This is a genomic window from Streptomyces sp. NPDC001709 (genome assembly GCF_053596375.1).
On sequence record NZ_JBSFGB010000002.1, the window covers coordinates 361,174 to 379,292 of the forward strand.

General features: G+C 73.7%; 15 protein-coding genes. 9 read left to right on the plus strand and 6 right to left on the minus strand.

The features are described 5' to 3' along the window. Window positions 1–16: 16 nt before the first annotated feature. Entirely contained in the window at window positions 17–1,198 is a 1,182-nt protein-coding gene (locus tag ACWC0C_RS04490) for a damage-control phosphatase ARMT1 family protein (protein WP_450861511.1), read from the plus strand. Here the strand turns inward: ACWC0C_RS04490 and ACWC0C_RS04495 are convergent. Both ACWC0C_RS04495 and ACWC0C_RS04500 read right to left on the minus strand, forming a co-directional pair. Next, on the minus strand, window positions 1,191–2,453 hold the full coding sequence (locus tag ACWC0C_RS04495; RefSeq protein WP_450861512.1) for a cytochrome P450: 1,263 nt from the start codon (window positions 2,451–2,453) through the stop codon (window positions 1,191–1,193). The genes ACWC0C_RS04490 and ACWC0C_RS04495 overlap by 8 nt on opposite strands. Continuing rightward, window positions 2,450–3,268, minus strand: a complete 819-nt coding sequence (locus tag ACWC0C_RS04500) for an alpha/beta fold hydrolase (RefSeq protein ID WP_450861514.1) — start codon at window positions 3,266–3,268, stop codon at window positions 2,450–2,452. Before ACWC0C_RS04500 ends, ACWC0C_RS04495 begins: the two co-directional genes overlap by 4 nt. Before the next feature lie 313 nt (window positions 3,269–3,581). On the opposite strand from ACWC0C_RS04500, the gene cyc2 reads away from it, so the two are divergent. Next, window positions 3,582–5,744: a germacradienol/geosmin synthase Cyc2 gene (gene cyc2, locus ACWC0C_RS04505; RefSeq protein ID WP_450861515.1), complete on the plus strand. Its 2,163-nt coding sequence runs from the start codon at window positions 3,582–3,584 to the stop codon at window positions 5,742–5,744. A gap of 43 nt (window positions 5,745–5,787) precedes the next feature. Here the strand turns inward: cyc2 and ACWC0C_RS04510 are convergent, their stop codons facing one another. After that, complete coding sequence (locus ACWC0C_RS04510; RefSeq protein ID WP_450861517.1) at window positions 5,788–6,510, minus strand: CTP synthase C-terminal region-related (seleno)protein; 723 nt, start codon at window positions 6,508–6,510, stop codon at window positions 5,788–5,790. 94 nt (window positions 6,511–6,604) lie between these two features. Between ACWC0C_RS04510 and ACWC0C_RS04515 the strand changes: the two genes are divergently transcribed. The 4 genes from ACWC0C_RS04515 to ACWC0C_RS04530 all read left to right on the plus strand — a co-directional run bounded on the left by ACWC0C_RS04515 (window position 6,605) and on the right by ACWC0C_RS04530 (window position 10,635). Continuing rightward, window positions 6,605–7,471, plus strand: a complete 867-nt coding sequence (locus ACWC0C_RS04515) for a LysR family transcriptional regulator (protein ID WP_450861518.1) — start codon at window positions 6,605–6,607, stop codon at window positions 7,469–7,471. A 141-nt stretch (window positions 7,472–7,612) separates the two neighbouring features. After that, window positions 7,613–8,188: a PDZ domain-containing protein gene (locus ACWC0C_RS04520; RefSeq protein WP_450861520.1), complete on the plus strand. Its 576-nt coding sequence runs from the start codon at window positions 7,613–7,615 to the stop codon at window positions 8,186–8,188. 294 nt (window positions 8,189–8,482) lie between these two features. After that, window positions 8,483–9,610, plus strand: a complete 1,128-nt coding sequence (locus ACWC0C_RS04525; protein ID WP_450861521.1) for an aminopeptidase P family protein — start codon at window positions 8,483–8,485, stop codon at window positions 9,608–9,610. Window positions 9,611–9,696: 86 nt separating this feature from the next. Beyond that, window positions 9,697–10,635, plus strand: a complete 939-nt coding sequence (locus tag ACWC0C_RS04530) for an aminoglycoside phosphotransferase family protein (protein ID WP_450861523.1) — start codon at window positions 9,697–9,699, stop codon at window positions 10,633–10,635. Window positions 10,636–11,007: 372 nt separating this feature from the next. Here ACWC0C_RS04530 and treZ read toward each other — a convergent pair whose 3' ends face one another. Next, window positions 11,008–12,753, minus strand: coding sequence for a malto-oligosyltrehalose trehalohydrolase (treZ, locus tag ACWC0C_RS04535; RefSeq protein ID WP_450861525.1), 1,746 nt, complete (start codon window positions 12,751–12,753; stop codon window positions 11,008–11,010). Window positions 12,754–12,944: 191 nt separating this feature from the next. Between treZ and ACWC0C_RS04540 the strand changes: the two genes are divergently transcribed. Further along, window positions 12,945–13,496, plus strand: a complete 552-nt coding sequence (locus ACWC0C_RS04540; protein ID WP_450861527.1) for an FHA domain-containing protein — start codon at window positions 12,945–12,947, stop codon at window positions 13,494–13,496. Window positions 13,497–13,604: 108 nt separating this feature from the next. After that, window positions 13,605–14,039 carry a subtilase-type protease inhibitor gene (locus ACWC0C_RS04545; RefSeq protein ID WP_449194720.1) on the plus strand — a complete coding sequence of 145 codons (435 nt, stop codon included), beginning with the start codon at window positions 13,605–13,607 and terminating at the stop codon, window positions 14,037–14,039. A 66-nt stretch (window positions 14,040–14,105) separates the two neighbouring features. Here the strand turns inward: ACWC0C_RS04545 and ACWC0C_RS04550 are convergent, their stop codons facing one another. Both ACWC0C_RS04550 and lpdA read right to left on the minus strand, forming a co-directional pair. Further along, window positions 14,106–15,356, minus strand: a complete 1,251-nt coding sequence (locus ACWC0C_RS04550) for a M14 family zinc carboxypeptidase (RefSeq protein WP_450861529.1) — start codon at window positions 15,354–15,356, stop codon at window positions 14,106–14,108. Window positions 15,357–15,494: 138 nt separating this feature from the next. After that, window positions 15,495–16,973: a dihydrolipoyl dehydrogenase gene (gene lpdA / locus ACWC0C_RS04555; RefSeq protein ID WP_450861531.1), complete on the minus strand. Its 1,479-nt coding sequence runs from the start codon at window positions 16,971–16,973 to the stop codon at window positions 15,495–15,497. Window positions 16,974–17,069: 96 nt separating this feature from the next. Between lpdA and ACWC0C_RS04560 the strand changes: the two genes are divergently transcribed. Continuing rightward, window positions 17,070–18,086: a LysR family transcriptional regulator gene (locus tag ACWC0C_RS04560; protein WP_450861532.1), complete on the plus strand. Its 1,017-nt coding sequence runs from the start codon at window positions 17,070–17,072 to the stop codon at window positions 18,084–18,086. Window positions 18,087–18,119: the final 33 nt, after the last annotated feature.

Consider the following 18,119-nt stretch of genomic DNA (forward strand, 5'->3'; position numbering starts at 1 on the left):
CGATACGGTGACGGGCATGCCCGACACACCGTTCGCACCCGTGATTCTCGGCAACGAACCCGGCTCGTTCCCGCACAGCGTGCTGGCCGAGCGGCACCCCGCGATCATCAGGCAGGTGCGGGACGCCTTCCCGTACGGCCCCGGACAGCGCCGGGCGCTGGACGAGCTGCTGAAGAGCTGCACCGAGGGCGCGGTCGAGCCGCTGCCCGCCGATGCCCCGGACCGGGACCGGTGGCAGCGGTGGGGCCTGGCCGGTCACGCCGGGCACTCCTGGTACGACGTGCCGTGGCTGTGGTCGGAGAGCTACTTCTACCGCCGGCTGCTCGATGCCGTCGGCTGGTTCGGCCCCGGCGCCTGGCAGGGCGTCGACCCCTTCCGCCCGTTCAAACGCGCCGAACTCGACGCGCCCGGCACGGACGAGGAACTGGCCGCGCTGGACGACCTGCCCGGCCTGCCGGAGGAGGAGCGGGCGCGCGCCCTGCTGCACGGCTCGCTGTGGGGCAACCGCGCCGACCTCGGCTTCCGGCTCTCCGCGGAGGGCGCCGAGACCCGGGAGCCGGCCCCCGCGCTGGTCGCCGACGACAGTGCGGCCCTGTGGCCGCTGCTGCCGCCCGGCGGCACCGCCACCCTGGTCCTGGTCGCGGACAACGCGGGCCGCGAACTCGTCCCGGATCTGCTGCTGATCGCCCATCTCCTCGCCGAAGGCCGGGCCGCGCGGGTGGTGCTGCACGTCAAGCCGTACCCGTACTACGTCTCCGACGCCACGACCGCCGACGTCGTCGACGCGCTGCACCGGCTGCGTGCCGCCTCCGGCGCGGCCGCCGAGTACGCGCGCGTGCTCTGGTCGGCCATGGCCGACGGCCGCCTCGCCGTGCGCGCGCACCCTTTCTCCTGCGCCCCGCTGCCGTACGCCGAGATGCCGGACGACCTGCGCGCCGAGTTCGCCGCGGCCACGCTGACCGTCTTCAAGGGCGACCTCAACTACCGGCGTCTGGTGGGCGACCGGCTGTGGCCGCCGACCACGCCCTTCCAGGAGACGACCGGCTACTTCCCCGGGCCGGTCGCCGCGCTGCGCACCCTGAAGTCCGACGTGATCACCGGCCTGTCCACAGCGACCGTGGTCGCCCTGGAGGCGGCCGAGGGCGGGCGCTGGCGCACCGGCGGCACCCACGCACTGATCCAGGCCGACGTCACATGACCCGCAGCGGCAGCGACTTGACGCCGTTGATGAAGTTCGACACGAGCCGGTCGGCCGGACCGGCGGGCCGCAGCTCGGGGACCGTGCGCAGCACCTCCTCGTGGAGCAGCCGCAGTTGCAGCCGGGCGAAGTGGGCACCCAGGCATACGTGCGGGCCGTCGCCGAAGGACACATGCGGGTTGGGCGAGCGGGCGAGGTCGAGGCGGGCGGGGTCGGGGAAGACCCGCTCGTCCCGGTTGGCCGAGGCGTGGAAGACCACGACCTTGTCACCGGCCCGGATCCGCCGCCCCGCCAGCTCGGTGTCGCGTACGGCGGTCCTGCGGAAGGTCAGCACCGGCGGATGCCAGCGCAGCAACTCCTCGACGGCGGTGGGAAGTTCCGTCTTCGCGGCGCGCAACGACTCGTACGACTCCCGGTGTTCCGCCAGTGCCAGCAGCCCGCCGGGGGCCGCGCTGCGCACGGTGTCGTTGCCCGCGACGGTGAGCAGGAAGAAGAACATCTCCAGCTCGGCGTCGGCGAGTTCGGACTCGTGGGCGAGCGTCGTCATGATGTCGTCGGCAGGATGCCGTCGTTTGTATACAGCCAACTGTCTGGCGTATGCGAACATGTCCGCCAGCATCGCCGGGGAGCGCGGATTGACCGGTTTCCCCGTCTCGTCCAGCACCGGGGAACCGGCCTCGTCCGGGTCCTGGTAGCCGATGACCCGCTGCGTCCAGTGCAGCAGCAGCCGCCGGTCGCCCTCCGGGACGCCCAGTAGATCAGCCAGGTTGAGCAGCGCGTACTCGTCGGTCACGGAGGCCACCAGATCGACGGTGCCGTCCCCGTTCCGCGCCGCCCGGACCGCCCCGGCGAGCAGGGTCCGTGCCCGCTCCCGGGCGAGGCCCGCGAACCGGTCGATCCGGGCCGGCGTGAACGCCCGGCTCACCAGCCGCCGCAACCGCCCGTGCCGCGGCGGATCCTGGTTGAGCATCATCCGGCGGATGAAGGGCAGGTCCGCCGGATCCGGGTCACGGATCTGGGTCGCGCCGAGATGGGAGGAGTACGTCGTCGCGTCCTTCAGCACCCGGACGACGTCCGCGTGCCGGGTCACCGCCCAGAACCCCGGCCCGGCCGGCCAGCCCAGCACCTCCGGCTCCTCCTGCCAGGCCACCGGATGGTGGTCGCGCAGCACGCGGTAGTCGTCGTGGGGCACACCGACGGCGTACCGGCGCGGGTCGAACACATCGGGCACCGGCGGCGCCTCGGGCACGCTCACGCGGGCTCGCCTTCGCCGGCCGGGACGGCGGCGACCACCGGCTCTTCCGTGTCGGCCCGGAGGAAGTCCTCGACCACGCGGATCAGTTCCAGCGGGCACTCGTCCATGGCGTAGTGCCCGGCGAACGGCAGGGCCACGAGTTCGGCCCGCGGATACCAGGACAGCCAGGTCTGCCGCATGACCTCGGGCGGCAGGGCCGGGTCCAGTTCGCCGGCCACGGCCAGGGCGGGGATCTCGCTGCCCTCGACGTCGGCGTGGAAGTCTTCGCCCGCCCAGGAGTCCAGCCAGACCCGGAACGCCTTGGCGTCGCTGCGCTCCAGGGAGCGGGCGACCATCCGGTCCAGCCAGGCGGCCGGACGCCGGCCCCCGGTGGTGAAGTCGATGATCGCGCGCCGGTTCTCCGGCCGGTGCGCGGCGTCCGTGAACAGCGCGGCCTGCTCACCGGCCAGCGGCACTCCCGAGGCGGGCACCGGGGAGACTCCGACGATCCGGCGCAGCCGCCGCGGCGCGAGGGCCGCCACCCGCTGCGCCACCGCGCCGCCCATCGAGTGCCCGATCACCGAGAACCGCTCCCAGCCCAGCCGGTCGGCCAGCTCCACCAGGTCCCCGGCCGCCTCGGCCGTCGTGTACGCGCCCGCCGCGTCCCGGGCCTCGCCGTAGCCGCGCAGGTCGACGAGGGCGTAAGTGAAGGCGGCGCGGTCGAGATCCGTCAGGACGGGGGCGTAGGCGGACCGGTCGGCGAACCAGCCGTGCACGGCGAACACCTTGTGGGCGCCGTCGCCGTGCACCTCATGGGGCAGCACAAAGGAGGTCATGCGCCTACCGTGGCCCGCGCGCGAGGGCACGGCAAGGGCACGGACGGGGCATACGGGCGGCACCGGCGGTGTTGCCCCGTCAGGCCCGCGCGTCCGTACGACGAAGGGCGGCGCCCTGCGCATCGGCGGCCGGGAATCCCGGGGGCATCGGAAACGCCCCGATGGCCTGGGTCGCACGGGAACTTCTGCCGCCGCGGTCCTGAACACCCGTGGGTGACGGGGAGGTTGCCCGTGCCGGGGGCAGTTCACGCGATGGTGTGATCATGTCCCGCGCGGCGGATGGGTCTCGGGGACCGCGGGTAGGGCCCCGGCCATGACGCAGCCGTTCGAACTCCCGCACTTCTACATGCCGTATCGCGCGCGGCTCAACCCGCACCTCGACGAGGCCCGTGTCCACTCGACCGGGTGGGCACGCGAGATGGGCATGCTGGAAGGCTCCGGGATCTGGGAGCAGGCCGACCTGGAGGCCCACGACTACGGACTCCTGTGCGCCTACACCCACCCCGACTGCGACGGCCCCGCTCTCTCGCTGATCACCGACTGGTACGTGTGGGTGTTCTTCTTCGACGACCACTTCCTCGACATGTACAAGCGCACCCAGGACCGCGCCGCCGGAAAGGCCCACCTGGACCGCCTGCCGCTGTTCATGCCCCTGGACCCGTCAACTCCCGTGCCGGAACCGGAGAATCCCGTCGAGGCCGGGCTGAAGGACCTGTGGGCGCGCACCGTACCGTCGATGTCCGTGGACTGGCGCCGCCGCTTCTCCGTGGCCACCGAGCACCTGCTCAACGAGTCGATGTGGGAGCTGTCGAACATCAACGAGGGGCGGATCGCCAACCCCGTCGAGTACATCGAGATGCGCCGCAAGGTGGGCGGCGCCCCCTGGTCGGCCGGGCTGGTGGAGTACGCGACCGCCGAGGTGCCCGCCGCCGTCGCCGGCACCCGGCCGCTGCGGGTCCTCATGGAGACCTTCGCCGACGCCGTCCACCTGCGCAACGACCTGTTCTCCTACCAGCGCGAGGTCGAGGACGAGGGCGAGAACAGCAACGGCGTGCTCGTCCTGGAGAAATTCTTCGACTGCACCACCCAGGAGGCCGCCGAGACCGTCAACGACATCCTCACCTCGCGCCTGCACCAGTTCGAGCACACCGCGCTCACCGAAGTCCCCGCCGTAGCCCTGGAGCAGGGCCTCACCCCGGACCAGGCCGCCGCGGTCGCCGCCTACACCAAGGGACTCCAGGACTGGCAGTCCGGCGGTCACGAATGGCACATGCGCTCCAGCCGCTACATGAACAAGGGCGCGCGCACCGACTCGCCCTGGCAGCTCCCGAGCGGCCCCGGCACCTCGGCCGCCGACGTCGCCGCGCTCCTCGCCGCCGCCGCCCAGGAACGCCTGCGCGCCTACAGCCACCTGCCCTACCAGAAGGTCGGCCCGGCCATCCTGCCCGAGTTCCACATGCCGTACCGGCTCGAACTGAGCCCCCACCTGGACGACGCCCGCCGCAACCTCGTCGGCTGGTCGCACCGCATGGGCATCCTCGAGGAAGGCGTCTGGGACGAGGACAGACTCGCCGCCTCCGACCCCGCGCTGTGCGCCGCGGGCATGGACCCGGACGCCACCCCCGAGGCCCTCGACCTCAGCGCCCAGTGGCTCGCCTGGGGCACCTACGCGGACGACTACTACCCCCTGGTCCACGGCCACCGCCGGGACCTCGCCGCCGCCCGGCTGACCACGGCCCGGCTGTCCCGGTGCATGCCCGTCGAGGGCGGGCCGGACCTCGTCCCGGCGAGCGCGATGGAGCGGGGGCTCATCGACCTGTGGGCGCGTACGACGGCCGGCATGACCGCCGACCAGCGGCGCACCCTGAAGGCCGCCGTCGACGCGATGACCGAGAGCTGGGTGTGGGAGCTGTCCAACCAGCTGCAGAACCGCGTCCCCGACCCGGTCGACTACCTGGAGATGCGGCGCGCCACCTTCGGCTCCGACCTCACCCTGAGCCTGTGCCGGATGGGGCACGGCCCCGCCGTCCCGCCGGAGGTGTACCGCAGCGGCCCGGTGCGCTCACTGGAGAACGCCGCCATCGACTACGCCTGTCTCGTCAACGACATCTTCTCGTACCAGAAGGAGATCGAGTACGAGGGCGAGATCCACAACGCCGTCCTGGTGGTGCAGAACTTCTTCGGCGTCGACCACCCGACCGCGCTCCGGGTCGTACACGACCTGACGACCCAGCGCATGCAGCAGTTCGAGCACGTCATCGCACACGAACTGCCCGTGCTGTACGACGACTTCGAGCTGTCGGAGGCGGAGCGGGCCGCCATGGACGGCTATGTCCTCGACCTGCGGAACTGGCTCGCCGGGATCCTGAACTGGCACCGCGAGGTCGACCGTTACAAGGCCGAGTGGCTGGGCCGCCGGGCGCACGGCTTCCTGCCCGGCCGCGCGCCCGCCGTACCGGCCCTGGCGCTCGGCTGACGGGCGCGCAGGCGCGGCGCCCTCCCGCGGGTGCCTGCCGGGGTCACGCCGGCCGGGCGAGCCCGGACGTCGCGTGCTCGACCGCGGCTCGCGCCAGCGCCCGGACCATCGGGTGCGGGCGCGAGCCGTCGCCCGCCAGCTCCGGCTGGAACAGGGAGGCCAGGAAGAAGGGGTGGCCGGGCAGTTCGGCGAGCCGTACCTGCCCGTCCTCGTCGTGCCCGGAGAACCGCAGACCGTGGGCGCGGAGCGTGTCGAGGTGGCGGGAGGGGCCGTAGGCACAGAAGTACCGCTCCACCGTGCGCGCCGAGCCGATCACGGACTCCGCCAGCGTGCCCGGCTCGATCGTCACCGCGGCCTCGTGGCCCACCAGCGAGCAGGCCAGCGGCTCGATGAGCAGGTCCGTGGCGTCCGGGTCGTTCTCGGCATGGGCGACCCCGGTCAGACCGCAGACATCGCGGGCGAACTCCAGCAGCGCGTGCTGGAAGCCGCCGCACGTGCCCAGGAACGGAATGCCCTCCTCGCGCGCGGTGCGCACGGCTGCCAGGACACCCGCCTCGCTGCGGTACGGGCTGCCCGGCAGCACCCACACGGCGTCGAACCCCCGGACCGCGCCCTCGGCCTCGGCGTCCTGGGAGGGGATCCAGTACGCGTCCAGGACCAGCCGGTCGTGCTCGGCCAGAGCCTCCAGGAGCAGCGGGACACGGGTGTGGGACACGACGTTGGGGGAGCGGTCGCCGACGAGGGCGATGGTGGCGGTGTTCGTCATGACCCTCATCCTCTGCGCGAGCACGAGTTCACGTCCAACGATGATTGCTGCATTTTCGATAAGCAGGGCTGATGTCGATGGCATGCTGGGCCGCATGGACCCGCATCTGCTGCGCACGTACGTCACCGTGGCCCGCCTCGCCTCCTTCTCGGAGGCCGCCCGCGAGCTGGGCTACACCCAGTCCGCCGTCTCCCAGCACATCGCCGCGCTCGAACAGGATCTGGGCGCATCCCTGCTGACCCGCCGCCCCGTCGCGCCCACCGCGGCCGGAGAGCGGCTCCTGGAGCACGCGGGTCCGCTGCTGCTGCGCCTGGACGCGGCCCGCGCCGACGTCGTCCGTATGGCCGCCGCGCCCCAGCAGGGCCTGACCCTCGCCACCACCCCGACCGCGCTCGGCGCCGGCATCCTCGCCGCCCTCCCGCCGGCCGGTGTCACCCTGCGCGTCCTCACCCGCGAGGAGATCCCGGCCGCCGTCGCCACCGGAGCCGCCGACCTCGGCCTCGTCGACGGGCTCGCCGCGCCGAGCGATCCGCTGCGACTGCCCGACGTGGCGCCGCTGACCACGCACGGCATCGGCGAGGAACCGGTGAGCGTCCTGCTGCCCGCCGGGCACCCCCTGGCCGCCCGCACCGGCCTGCGCCTCGACGACCTCGCCGACGCCCGCTGGCTCGACGCGCCCGACGCAGCGCTCCCGCTGAACCATCTGCGCGCCGCGACCGGCGGCGGCGCCTTCCGCCCTGCCCTCCGCTACGAGGGCACCGACCTGCACACCCTCACCGCGCTCGCGGCCGCCGGACACGGCCTCACCCTGCTGCCGCGCTCGATCGCCACCGCCGTCCCCGGCACGGTCGCCGTCCCGCTCACCGCACCCCGCCTCGTCCACCGCACGGAACTGCTCCACGGCGGAAGTGCCCAGGGAGCGGCGGCGGAGGTCGTACGGAGGCTGGTGGGTCGGGTGTGAGGACCGGGACGTGCGGGCTGTCGAGGTGCTCCTCCCTGGGTGCCATGACTACCCTCCGCCACCCTCCGGCCAATCTCACTCGTTCGAGTCTCGTCGCGGCCCGGCGCCCCGGGTAGAGCACCAGCCGGAGGCGAGCGAACCATGGAACACACTGCGTTGCGTCCCAAGCCGATGCCCGGTCAGGACCCGCGGGAGGGCGGCACCCCCGCCCCCGCCCACCGCCCGCACGCCGCGCCCCGGCGCGGACGGCGGCTGCGGACCGTCCTGTTCGGCGTGTGCACCGGCACCGTGCTGGTGCTGTCCGGCGTCGGCATCGGCACGGTCGGCGCCACGGTGATCGGCATGAGCAGGCTCGCCGAACTGCAGCGTCACGCCCCACCGGCCACGCCGCCGGCCAGGGCGGCGCCCACCACCCCCGCCGCCGGCCCGAGCCCCGCTCCGGCCGCCACGACCGGGGCGACCCTCGGCGTCGAGGCCGTCGACGCCGGGAAGGCGGGCGCGCTGGTCGTGGGCGTGCACGTGCCCGGTCCCGGCTACGCGGCCGGCCTGGTGCGCGGGGACGTCCTGCTGTATTTCGGCTCCGCCCGGGTCGACACCGCGGCCGGCCTCGCGCGGGCCGTCGCCCGTGCCCGGCCCGGCAAGGAGGTGCTGCTCACCGTGCGTCACCCCAGCGGCGGGTACCAGCAGTTGACGGTCCTGCCGGGCGTAGTGACCTGAGGGGACCCGACGCGGGCCCCTGCCTCTCGACCCTTCGGCCACCCATCTCCCGGCCCTTCGGCCACCCACCTCCCGGCCCTTCGGCCGCTCGCTTCCTCGATCTTTCGGTCACCCCGGGAAACCCGCTGGTCACCTTCCGCACCACGCGCCATGATGGCCCCATGCCGAGTCCCTTCTCCGCCGACCGCACCCCGCGGGGAGCCCCGGCGATCGGCTCGCGGGACCCTGTTCCGCCGGGCAGGATGCTGCCCGAGACGCCGCCGCCCCTGTCCCCACCCGCGCCCGGAGGCCCGGATGACCGGTAGTACGCCCGCGCTCTTCACCGCCGCCGACTACAACGCCCGCATGGAGCGTGCCGCGCGCTCCACGGCCGACGCCGGCCTCGCGGGGCTGCTCGTGGCACCGGGGCCGGACATGGTCTGGCTCACCGGCTACACGCCCACGGCCGTCACCGAACGGCTCACCGTGCTGGTCCTCACCCCCGGACAGGACCCCGTGCTCGTCGTGCCCACCCTGGAGGCCCCGGACGCCGAGCACGCGGCCGGCGCGACCACACTCACCCTGCGCGACTGGACCGACGGCAAGGATCCCTACGCCGTCACCGCCGCCCTCCTCGACGGCCACGGCCGCTACGGCATCAGCGACAACACCTGGGCCATGCACCTGCTGGGCCTCCAGCGGACCCTGCCCGACAGCTCCTACGCCGCTCTCACCGACGCCCTCCCCATGCTGCGCGCCGTCAAGGACGCCCCGGAACTGGAACTCCTCGCAGCCGCCGGAGCGGCTGCCGATGCAACGTTCGAGGAGATCCGCAAAGTTCCCTTCGCAGGCCGCCGCGAGTCCGACGTCGGCAAGGACCTCGCCGGCCTGCTGCGCCGCTTCGGCCACTCCCAGGTCGACTTCACCATCGTCGGCTCGGGCCCCAACGGCGCCAACCCGCACCACGAGGTCGGCGATCGCGTCATCCGGCACGGCGACATGGTCGTCCTCGACTTCGGCGGCCTGAAGGACGGCTACGGCTCCGACACCACCCGCACGGTCCACGTGGGCGAGCCCAGCGAGGAGGAGCGCCGGGTGCACGACATCGTGCGCGAGGCCCAGGAGGCGGGCTGCCAGGCCGTACGGCCCGGCGTGGCCTGCCAGGAGGTGGACCGGGCCGCCCGCGCGGTGATCACCGGCGCCGGGTACGGCGAGTACTTCATCCACCGCACCGGGCACGGCATCGGCGTCACCACGCACGAGCCGCCCTACATGATCGAGGGCGAGGAACAGCCCCTCGTGCCCGGCATGTGCTTCTCCGTCGAGCCCGGCATCTACCTGCCCGGCCGGTTCGGGGTGCGCATCGAGGACATCGTCACGGTGACCGAGGACGGCGGCCGCCGGCTCAACAACACGACACGCGAGATGGTCATAGTGGACTGAGAGACCACCGAGAGACCACTGAGGGACCACTGCGACACCCAGGTGACACACTCTCCACGACATCCCGGAACGGCGACGCGCGACCCATGACCCAGGCACCGACACCCACCGCGGACACCGTCCGCAGACTGGTCCGTTCGCTGCTCAAGGAGGGCGGCGACGGCACCGGGGGACCCGATGTGCGGCCCGTGGCGGAGGGCGGCGAGCACTGCACGTGGTGGGTGGGCACCCGCCATGTGCTGCGGCTCGCCCCCGACCGCGAGGCCTCCCTGCGCCGGCGCCGCGAACTGCGCCTGCGTGATGTGGTGCGGCCGCACATCCCCGTCGCCGTCCCGGTCAGTGTGGCGCACGGTGAGTGGGCACCGGGCCTCGCCTACACGCTCGACACCGTGATTCCCGGCGGGACGGCCGAGGAACACGACGTCTCGGCCGTCGGCGAGGCCGACCTCGCCGGGCTGCTCACCGGGCTGCGCGCGGTGCCCGCACGGCAGGCGGAGGCGCTCGGCGTGCCGCGCACCGCCCCGCGCTCCCTGGAGGCGCTGCGCCGCATGGCCGTACACGCGGCCGAACGGCTGGCCGCCGCCGACGAGTTCGACGCCGCCCGGCTGCACCAGCTGACCCCGCCCGCCGCGGCCCAGCTCGCCGCCCAGCCCGGCACCGCCGTGCTCGTCCACCACGACCTCAAGGGCGAGCACCTGGTCGTCGGCACCGACGGCAGGGTGCGCGGCGTCCTCGACTGGACCGACGCGGCCGTGGGAGACCCCGCCGAGGACATCGCGGGGCTCGTCCGCGCCGTCGGCTCCGGCGCGGCGGTACGCGCGGCCACCCTCGCCGGCTACGGCGCCCGCCCCTGCCTGCGCGGCCTGTGGCTGGCCCGCTGCGACACCGTCATCCACCTCACCGACCGCCTGGAAGGCCGCGATGCCGGCCCCCTCCCCCTCCTGCGCACCCAGCTGGACCGAGCCTGGGAGCCGATCCTCCTGGAACGCCTGACGGACTTCAAGGAGAACGGGACGGAGCGGTAGGCCCGGCGCTGGCGGGTGTTCCGGCTGTCAGCTGCGGGTGCCTGCCGGGAGGCCTGGGAGCCGGCGCAGGGACGTCGGCGGGTGCCGATTCGGAGGCTGTGCGGCGGGTGGCTCCGGAGGCTCGCCCGGGGCCCGATGCTGCGGGGGTCTGTGACCTCGGGCCCGGTGGCCTGGAGGCCGGACGTCGGCGGGATGCCGTTCCGGAGGCTGTGCGGCGGGTGGCTTCGCAGGCCCCCCGGGGCCCGGTGCCGCGGAGGGTGGGGGCCTCGGGGCTGGTGGCCACGGGACCGGACGGTGCCGGAGGCTCGGGAGGTTGTGGAGGGGCGGCGCTGGTCGCCCGGAGCCGTGCGGGCTCCGGGCGCCTCGCCCCGCTCAGGGCTGTGTCAGTACCACGCAGGACTCGGCGGGTACCTGGAGCAGGCCGTCCGGGCCCGGGGTGCCGACCGGCTCCCAGGCCGCCAGGACCGCTGCGGGGCGGGTGCCCAGGGGGATCGCCGCCGGTTCCTTGCCGAGGTTCACCGCCACGCTTACGTCACCGCGCCGGAAGGCCAGCCAGCGGGCGCGCTCGTCGTACGCCACCTTCGTGTCGGCCAGGTCGGGATCGGTGAGGTCCGGCTGTTCGTGCCGGAGCGCGATCAGGCGCCGGTACCAGGCGAGCACGCGCGCGTGGGGCTCGCGTTCCCGTTCCGACCAGTCCAGGACGGAGCGGTCCCGCGTCGCCGGGTCCTGCGGGTCCGGTACGTCCTCCTCCGCCCAGCCGTGCGCCGCGAACTCCCGCCGCCGGCCCCGTCGTACCGCCTCGGCCAGCTCCCGGTCGGTGTGGTCGGTGAAGAACTGCCAGGGCGTGCCCGCCGCCCACTCCTCGCCCATGAAGAGCATCGGCGTGAACGGCGAGGCCAGTGTCAGCGTCGCCGCGCAGGCCAGCAGACCGGGGGAGAGGTGGGCGGACAGCCGGTCGCCCTGGGCGCGGTTGCCGACCTGGTCGTGGGTCTGGCCGTAGCCGAGCAGCCGGTGCCCGGCCACCCGCGAGCGGTCCAGCGGGCGCCCGTGATGCCGGCCCCGGAAGCTCGAGTACGTGCCGTCGTGGAAGTAGCCGCCGGTCAGGGTCTTGGCGAGCGCGGCGAAGGGAGCCCGCGCGAAGTCTGCGTAGTAGCCCTGCGACTCGCCCGTCAGCGCGGTGTGCAGGCAGTGGTGGAAGTCGTCGTTCCACTGCGCGTGCAGCCCCAGGCCGTGCTCCGCGCGCGGGGTGATGAGCCGGGGGTCGTTCAGGTCCGACTCGGCGATCAGGAACAGCGGCCGGCCCAGCTCTTCGGCGAGGCCGTCCACGGCCGCCGACAGCTCCTCCAGGAAGTGGTACGCGCGCGTGTCGTGCAGCGCGTGCACCGCGTCCAGCCGCAGCCCGTCGATCCGGTAGTCCCGCAGCCACGCCAGCGCACTGCCGACGAGGAACGCGCGCACCTCGTCCGAGCCCGGCGCGTCCAGGTTCACCGCCGAACCCCACGGCGTGTGGTGCGTGTCGGTGAAGTACGGTCCGAAAGCGGGCAGATAGTTGCCCGACGGGCCCAAGTGGTTGTGCACGACGTCCAGGACGACACCGAGTCCGAGTGCGTGCGCCTGGTCAACGAACCGTTTCAGCGCCTCGGGTCCGCCGTACGGCTCGTGCACCGCCCACAGCGACACCCCCTCGTACCCCCAGCCGTGCCGCCCCGGGAACGGACACACCGGCATCAACTCCACGTGCGTGACACCCAGTTCCGCCAGGTGCTCCAGCCGGGCGGCCGCCGCGTCCAGGGTGCCCTCGGGGGTATACGTGCCCACGTGCAGCTCGTACAGCACGGCGCCCGGCAGCTCCCGCCCCGCCCACTGCGCACGCCACGTGTAGTGCCCGTGCTCCACGACCGCGCTCAGCCCGTCCGGGCCGTCCGGCTGGCGGCGCGAGCGCGGATCGGGCAGCACCGGACCGTCGTCGAGCGCGAACCCGTACCGCGCGCCGTCCCCGGCCTCCGCCTCCCCCGTCCACCAGCCCGCGCGCTCGGGATCGCGCGCCAACGCGTGTGTGCCGCCCTCGCAATGGAGCGTCACTCGGTCTGCCTGCGGTGCCCACACCTCGAACTGCACGGACGGTTCCCCTTCGTCTGTGATGGATCGCCTGCTCACCGTGATGTCCCGCGGTCCCATCGTGCCCGCCCGGACGATCAATCCGCTTTCGAATCCGCCCTTTCCCGGCGGGTGTCGTGGAAGTAACCGCAGACCGGCGCCGATTCCCCGTTTTCTGGACACCCGGGGTTCACTGCCCGACAATCACCAGCGTGACGTCGTCTTTCGAGTTCTCCACGTACCCCGCGCGGCTGTCCGACGCGGAACGCGACAAGGCGCTCCAGGTGCTGCGTGACGGCGTCGCCATGGGCCGGCTCTCACACGACACGTTCGTGCGCCGCATGGAGCTGGCGCTGGCCGCCCGCCGCTCCGACGAACTGGCCGCCCTCGTCGCCGACCTGCCCCGCGAGAATCGTTTCTCCCGCGCGGTCCTCGGCACCGTCGAGGCCGTCTCCGGGTTCACCGTACGGCTGCGCCGGGCCTGGCAGGCCGAGCGGCTGCCCAAACTGCTGCTGCCGCACCCCGCGCACACCCACCCGCTGCGCATCGGCCGCGACCCGGCCAACGGGCTGCGCCTGAACCACGAGACGGTCTCCCGCGTGCACGCCGAACTCCGCCGCCAGGGCGGCCTGTGGGTCCTGCGTGACCTCGGCTCCACCAACGGCACCACCGTCAACGGCCGCCGCGTGATCGGCTCGGTCGTCGTGCGCGAGGGTGACCAGGTCGCCTTCGGCAGGATGGCGTTCCGGCTCGCCACGAGTTGAGCGGCGCAGGCCGGGCGTGTTCGAACCGGCTCACCCGCACGGGCACGTGCCCGACCGATCGGGTGAGCCGGGCTGTGGAAGGCGGCCCCGTGTGCCGATGCATCGGTCATGACGTACATCTCCCGACTGACCGCGGCCGCCGGCGCCCTGCTGGCCTGTGCCGGTCTCCTCGCCGCGGGCCCGGCCCAGGCGGCCCCCCGCACCCCCCTCACCAGGTTTCCGCTCTCCGACAACTGGCTCTACCTCACCGTCGTCCGTGGTGAGACCGCCCAGTCCGGCGACAAGCACGGCACGCTGCTGCTGTGCGACCCGGTGCCCCTGGGGTACGCGCGCGCGGCCGAGGCCTGTGGTGAACTGGCGGCCGTCGACGGCGACATCGCACGCATGCCGCAGAAGAAGGTCTTCTGTCCGATGATCTTCGCCCCCGTGACCGTCCGCGCGAACGGGCAGTGGAACGGACGGCCGGTCGACTACCAGCAGACCTACTCCAGCAAGTGCGTCATGGAAGCGCGGACGGGAGCGGTCTTCGCCACCGACCACTGAGCCCGACCGCCGGGCGGCGCGACACGGCGGCCCGACACGGCGGCGCGACACGGACCGCGCGGAGCCTCACACCGTCCGCTCCCGGGCCTGCTGCGCCGCCACCAGCACCGTTCGGGACTGGTGCTCCACCTGATGCTCCAACGGCACCCAGCGGGCCCGGAACCGCGCCGCGAAGGCATCGCACCAGGCGGCGACCAGCTGTTCCAGCCGCGGCGCCGCCCGGTCGTCCGTCTCCCGCAGCACCCGCAGCAGCATCGCCGCCGCGCGCAGCGGCAGCCGCCGCCCGAACGCGTCCACGCTGCCGACGTACGCCATCGTGTCGCCGGCCGGCGGGGTGTGGGTCCAGTCCTCGGCCAGGCCCGGGATCAGCTCCAGCGCCCAGCGCGACGCCCGCAGCAGCGGACCGTCCGCGCCGTCCAGGCGCGGCAGCGCGTCGCTGAGCACGTGCTCCACCTCCAGCGCATCCCGCAGCAGCCGCTGCGCCAGGCGTCGCATCGCCGCCGCCGGTGCCGGGTGCGGTGCCGGATCGTCCACCAGGTCGCTGGCCCACATCGGCACCTCCACCACGGCCGTCAGACCGCCGTACCGGTGCGCGTGGTACCAGGTGCTGTGCCGTGCGTCGTCCGGCATGCTCGGGTAGGCGGCGCCCGTCTCCGGGCCGGGCATGACATGCACCCCGGGGCCGGAGGCCGGCCAGCCGGCGGCGTCCGAGGCGCCGGTCTCCACCGGGATGTGCAGTTGCGCCGCGGACTTGGCGAACGGCTCGGCGAGCCCCGGCACGTCCCTGGTCAACTGCACCCAGCTGCCGCCCAGATCGGTGCCGTGCAAGGTCACCTGCAGGTAGGGCCGCAGCTCGTCGATCACCCCGGTGAGCGTCCGGGTCTCGGGCGGCAGCCGGTCCGGCGGCAGCACCGACGGCGACCACTCGGGCTGCTCCGCACCCGTCGGCCGGTAGAAGCCGAGGTGGTAGTCGAGCAGGCTGCGCGGCGCCGGCGTCACATGCAGGCTCGCGCCGTCCGGATCCGCGCACAGCAGGAAGTGCCAGGACGTGTCCGCGCGCAACTCCCTCTCGGCCAGGATTCTTTCGGCCAGCACCCGCAGGGTGGAGCCCCCGGTCGGCTCGTTGGCGTGGGCGCCGGCCACCACCAGCACCGCCCGCCGGGCGTGCCCCACCGACAGCAGGTGCAGGGGTCTTCCCGCGCGCGAGACGCCCACCTGCCTGAGCGAGCACAGCCCGGGTTCCTGAGCGGCCAACGCCTGTGCGGAGGCGATCAGTTCGGGAACGCTGGGGTAGCGCAGCTCCGGCAGAAGACTCACCCCCGACTTGTTCCGCCCGGCTTCGCCCTCCAAGTCCCGCACGGGAAGGATGAACTGTCAAGCATGCGGCGGGGGAGGCTACCGGGGGCGCCCGGACACAGGCACGGGGGTGCGGCGCGGGCGGTGCGTGCCGTGCGTTCACTGCTGGTGCAGGCCGCGTCCCGCGAGCGTCAGGAACACCTCACCCACCGCCTCCGACAGCGTCGGGTGCGCGTGCACATGCCGGGCCACGTCCGAGGGCTCGGCGTCCCAGCCGACGATCAGCTGGCTCTCGGCGATCATCTCCGACACGTTCGGGCCGACCAGGTGCACCCCGAGCACCTGGCCGCCGGCCTCGGCGACGACCTTCACCATGCCGCCCTGCCCGTGCACCATCCCCTTGGCCACGGCGGTCAGCGGCATCGTGTTGATCTCGACCACGCGTCCACGCGCGCGTGCCTCGGCCTCGCTCAGCCCCACCGAGGCGGTCTGCGGTGAGGAGTACGTCACCCGGGGCACGGCCGCGTAGTCCACCGGGGCCGACGGCAGCCCCGCCAGCGTCTCGGCGACCAGCAGGCCCTCCGCGAACGAGGCGTGGGCGAGACCGAGCGAGGGCGGCGGCAGCAGGTCGCCGACGACATGGATGCCCGGCACGGCCGTCTCCAGCCGCTTCCAGTCGGCCGGTACGACGAACCCCCGCTCGTCCGTCGTCAGCCCGGCCGCCGCCAGGCCGAGGCCCTCGGTGACCGGCGACCGGCCGACGGCCACCAGCAGCCGCTCCGCCTCCACCGCGCGGATCTCGCCCCGGGCGGTGCGCACACGCGCGCGTACGCCCTTCTCGAGCACCTCCGCGTCCAGCAGCCGCGCGCCCGCCCGCACATCGATCCCGCGCTTCTTCAGGCCACGCGTCAGATGCCGGCTCACATCGGCGTCCTCCAGCGGCACGATCCGGTCCGCGGCCTCGACCAGGGTGACCTCCGCGCCCATGGACCGGTGGAAGGAGGCGTACTCCACGCCGATCGCGCCCCCGCCCAGCACCAGGACGGACGCGGGCAGCCCCGGCGCGAACAACGCGTCGTCACTGGTCACCACACGCCGCCCGTCCGGCACGAGCCCCGGGAGCGTGCGCGGGCGCGAGCCGGTCGCGAGGACGATCCCACGGCGCGCGGTGAAGTCGCGCACGCCCGGCGCGTTCCCGTCCACCGTGACCGCCTCCGCATCCATGAGCACACCCTCCACGCGCACGCCCTCCACACGCACCGTGCGCGTCCCCGTCAGCCGTGCGCTGCCCCGCACCACCCGCACGCCGGCGTGTGCCAGATGCGCCTCGACCCCCTTGTGGTTGCGCGCCACGATGTCGTCCCGCGTGGCCACCAGCGCCGCCCAGTCGACCGAGTCCAGCGTGGCCTTCACGCCCCACCGCTCGCGCGCCTCGGCGATTCCGTCGACCAGTTCGGCGGCGTGCAGCATCGCCTTGCTCGGAATGCAGCCCCGGTGCAGACAGGTTCCGCCGACCTTGTCGCGTTCGACGAGGACGACGTCCAGCCCGAGGGCGGCGGCGCGCAGGGCGGTGCCGTACCCGCCCGTGCCGCCGCCGATGACGAGGACGTCCGCTGTGTTCGTGGCCCGTGTGCTCATGCCCCCACCCTCCGCCCGCCCCTTGCCATGAGTCCAAGGCAATGTTCTTGTAGGAGCCATGCAGGATGCTTATGAGTCTCGGGGGAGGGGGCGGAGTTGAGCCTGCGGCAGATGGAGTACTTCGTGACGGTCGTCCACGAGGCGTCGTTCACCCGCGCGGCGGAGGCCCTGCACGTCACGCAGCCCGCGCTCTCGCACCAGATCAAGGCCCTGGAGAAGTCGGTCGGCGGCGCCCTGCTGGAGCGCATGGCCCGCGGTGTGCGCCTGACCCCCATGGGACGCGCCTTCCTGCCGCACGCCGAACTCGCCGTCCGCAGCGCCGCGCAGGCCCGCCGCGCCGCCCGGGCCACCGCCGGCGCCGAGGGCGGCGAACTGCACGTCGCCACCCTGCACTCCCTCGCCGTGGGCGTCCTGCCCGACGTCTTCGCCCGCTGGCGTACGGCCCACCCCCGGGTGCTGCTGCGGCTGCACGAGTACGCCACCACCGAGGCGCTGGAGGAGGCCGTGCGGCGCGGCACCGCCGACCTCGCCTTCGGCCCGGAGCCCGCCGATCCGCCCGGCACCGTCGTACCGGTCGGCGCGGAGGAAGTGGTCCTGGTGGTCCCGTTCGACGACCGGCTCGCGGGCCGTACGACGGTGACACTGCCCGAACTCGCCGACCGCGCCTGGGTCCGCTGCGCACTGGAACCCGTCGTCCACGGCGAACGTTTCCTCGACTGGGCCTGCGGAAGGGCCGGGTTCACGCCGCGGACCGCGGTGTGGACCGAGCACACCTCGACGGCCGTGCGCATGGCCGCCGCCGGGGTCGGGGTGTGCGCCGTGTCGGCCGACGTCGTGCGCGGGGCCGTGGGGGAGGACTGCGTGATCCTCACCCCCGACCCGGCCTGGAAGCGCCCCCTGGCCGTCTACGCGCGCGTGCCGCCCACCGGCGCCGCCGAGGCCTTCGTGGACCTCCTGCGTACCACCTGGCCCCCCGCGCCCGCACCGCCACCCGCCCGGCACGACAGGACCGAACGGCCGCACGAAGGGGGCGAGGAGAACAAGCCGTCCGAGGGGCGCGAGGAGAGGAAGGCTTCCGCGAAACGCGAGCCGCTCCCCACGCATACCCACTGAGCCCCCTCGGCCGCCCGCGCCCCGGCAGGGGGC